The sequence below is a fragment of the Micrococcus sp. KRD070 genome, assembly GCF_017168435.1.
Taxonomy (GTDB): Bacteria; Actinomycetota; Actinomycetes; order Actinomycetales; family Micrococcaceae; genus Micrococcus; species Micrococcus luteus.
This window is the reverse complement of sequence record NZ_JABFNH010000029.1, coordinates 1-2345: the sequence shown is the minus strand read 5'-3', so window position 1 is coordinate 2345 and position 2345 is coordinate 1. Positions and strand designations below refer to the sequence as shown.

5 protein-coding genes are annotated in these 2345 nt (G+C 71.9%); 3 read left to right on the top strand and 2 right to left on the bottom strand.

Annotation, left to right across the window (positions count from 1 at the left end):
- The first annotated feature begins 71 nt into the window (after positions 1-71).
- The 3 genes from J1M38_RS12195 (at position 72) to J1M38_RS11265 (ending at position 1467) form a co-directional block, all read left to right on the top strand.
- The gene (locus J1M38_RS12195) at positions 72-200 is read left to right on the top strand and encodes a hypothetical protein (protein WP_274608428.1); all 129 of its coding nucleotides are present in this window, start codon (positions 72-74) and stop codon (positions 198-200) included.
- The gene (locus J1M38_RS11270) at positions 197-736 is read left to right on the top strand and encodes a helix-turn-helix transcriptional regulator (protein ID WP_069941078.1); all 540 of its coding nucleotides are present in this window, start codon (positions 197-199) and stop codon (positions 734-736) included. The genes J1M38_RS12195 and J1M38_RS11270 overlap by 4 nt, the downstream gene beginning before the upstream one ends.
- A gap of 80 nt (positions 737-816) precedes the next feature.
- Positions 817-1467: a hypothetical protein gene (locus J1M38_RS11265; RefSeq protein ID WP_069941077.1), complete on the top strand. Its 651-nt coding sequence runs from the start codon at positions 817-819 to the stop codon at positions 1465-1467.
- 82 nt (positions 1468-1549) lie between these two features.
- Here J1M38_RS11265 and J1M38_RS11260 read toward each other — a convergent pair whose 3' ends face one another.
- Both J1M38_RS11260 and J1M38_RS11255 read right to left on the bottom strand, forming a co-directional pair.
- Positions 1550-1801 (bottom strand): hypothetical protein, encoded by a 252-nt coding sequence (locus J1M38_RS11260; protein ID WP_069941076.1) that lies wholly within the window; start codon positions 1799-1801, stop codon positions 1550-1552.
- A gap of 42 nt (positions 1802-1843) precedes the next feature.
- Complete coding sequence (locus J1M38_RS11255) at positions 1844-2005, bottom strand: hypothetical protein (protein ID WP_166795279.1); 162 nt, start codon at positions 2003-2005, stop codon at positions 1844-1846.
- Positions 2006-2345 lie beyond the last annotated feature (340 nt).

Below are 2345 nucleotides of genomic sequence, written 5' to 3'. Positions count from 1 at the left end.
ACCTACCACGCACCCCGTGGCCCCGATCCATCCGCCTCTACGCCTGGAGGCCCAGCACCTAGGAACTGACCATGGTCACCACCGCCACCAGACACCACCGCCGCATCCCTGCGGGGACCCTCCGCACCGCAGCCCCGTTCTTCGCTGTCCTGGCCGCCCGCCTGAACCTCGCCGAGGCCGACTGGGAGGACCGCGCATGAGCCGCCAGCCCGCCTCTGTGCCCCTGACCAGTGCCCTTGACGCGGCACCGTTCGGGCGTGAAATGCGCGCACTCCGCCGCGGCGCGGGTCTTACCCAGGCCCAGGCCGCGGACCGGATGGGGGTCTCCCTCCGCTGGCTCAAGTACCTGGAGGCGGGCACCCGGACGCCCCGCTTGCAAGACGTCGGCCGCGTGGCCGTCATGGACCCGCTCACGGGCCGCATGGCCGCCAGTGTCCTCCAGGCCCTCACTCCGGCCGGGAAGATCACCCCGTCTGGCCCGCGGCTATCTCTCGCGCACCTGGCCCGCCTCGCCGGCTGGCCAGTGGAGCCCATGGACCCATCCGTATCCGCTGCCCTCACTCCGGAGGCTCTGGCTGTCGTGGCCGACGTCCTGGATGCCGCGCACGCCCTCCTGGACCAGGCGGACCCGCACATGGAGGACCTGGACGCCTTGGCCGCCACCCGCAACGTCTCCGCCGTGGTTCGCCGCCTGGATCACGTCTACGCCGCTCTCGCTGCCGAGGACGCCCGGTGACTGCGCCGAGCCCCAGTGAACGGGCACCCCCGCGCGGCCCCGTCCCTGCTCCTCACCCCTACTCGAAAGGACCCGCCGGCATGACAACCACACAGACCATCACCGCCAACCTGACCGCAGTCCGTCACGCCTACTACGCGGCCGTGCAGACGGCCCGCACCTACCAGGACCCGGACCTCACCCCGGAGGCCCTGACCCGCCAGCGCCAGGACCGCGAGGCCGCCGCCCGTGCGGCCTACGCCCAGGCCCTCCGCCCGATCCGTGACGACTACGAACGGGCGGCCCGCCTGAACGCCATGGCCTTGGCCAAGGTCCCTGGCCCCACCGGCTCCACCGCCGACGTCTGGCGGCGCGTGGAGATGCGCCTGGGCGCGGGGGCTACCCTGGACCAGATCGTGGCCACCGCCGACGTCCCAACCCTCCAGGCGGTCCGTGAGTGGGCACCCACCTACCTGGCCGTGAACGGCGGGGACCCGGCCGCCACCCCCGCGCTGGGGGACCGCCTGGAGCGCGCCACCCTGGCCCGCTACGCCGCGATCACCGAGGACACGGACATGGCCGCCGCCCTGGCCGAGGCCCCCACGCTGGCCGGCCTCGCCGTGACCCTGGACGATGCCGAGGCAGAGGCCCAGGGCATCCCGGGGGCCGGAGGCCTGAACGGTGCTGTGGCCGCTGCCTTGGCCGTCCAGGCCGCCGGGTCCACCACCGTGGACCCCGACACCACCGCCTGACCGACCTACCGGCCACCTGCGGCCCCGTTGCCCCTCACCGGGCGGCGGGGCCGCCGTCGTCCTGGGGCTGATAGCCGTGGACCTAGGAAACTCCGAACAGCGACGGGAGGACGCTTAGGACACCGCCCGAGGAACTCAGGATGAGGCCCCAACTTGTCAGACGCTGGGCCTTGCGCTGAATGTCCGCGCCCTGGCCCGGCTCCATCTCGTTGTGAAATGTCGCGGTGCCATCCCCGTTGTCCTCGAAGTAGACCGGCGGGGCCGCTCTTAGGCCGAGCACACCGAGCACGAGGCCGCCCACGATGAGGAGGATGCTAAGAATCAGTAGCCACATGCGATGAGTATGGGGGCTGGCCGTTGCCGGGTCTGCGGCGGGTCAGCGGTGACGGTTCGGCCCCCACTCGGCCTTGGCCCGGGAGTCTCCATGGGCGGGCGTGTAGGTGCACGTGCGGGTGTAGGACTGGGGGGCCATGCTCTGCGCGTCTCTACTTCCAGTCGGCTGGGTGCTGTAGTCCGCTGTGGCGTTGTAGACGGTCACGGGAGGGTGGCCTGGCGCGTATCCCTCTAGGAATGGCCCCTGGAACTTGACGTCCAGCAATGCGAACTGGCCTGGGCGGCCCGCGCTGTTCCGCTCCTGAGCGCGTAGGAGGTCCATGCACGTAGCCCGGGCGGCCTGTTCCACGGCCGCGGGGGCAGGGGTGGGAGTCGCGGAGGTAGGGGCGGCGGAGCGTGGCCCCGCGTCATCGCCCCCGCACCCGGAGAGGGACAGGGCGGCCAACCAGGCAAGGGCGGTGAGCGTGGCGGAGCGCGGGCGCGTCGTCATACGGGGAGTCTCCCATGGTGCCGCCGAACACCTGTGAACAGCCCACCCTTTACCC

What these genes read in the sequence shown, in the direction of transcription:
- J1M38_RS12195 (WP_274608428.1), top strand. Translation starts at nt 72, where the DNA reads ATGGTCACCACCGCCACCAGACACCACCGCCGCATCCCTGCGGGGACC.
- J1M38_RS11270 (WP_069941078.1), top strand. Translation starts at nt 197, where the DNA reads ATGAGCCGCCAGCCCGCCTCTGTGCCCCTGACCAGTGCCCTTGACGCG.
- J1M38_RS11265 (WP_069941077.1), top strand. Translation starts at nt 817, where the DNA reads ATGACAACCACACAGACCATCACCGCCAACCTGACCGCAGTCCGTCAC.
- J1M38_RS11260 (WP_069941076.1), bottom strand. Translation starts at nt 1,801, where the DNA reads ATGTGGCTACTGATTCTTAGCATCCTCCTCATCGTGGGCGGCCTCGTG.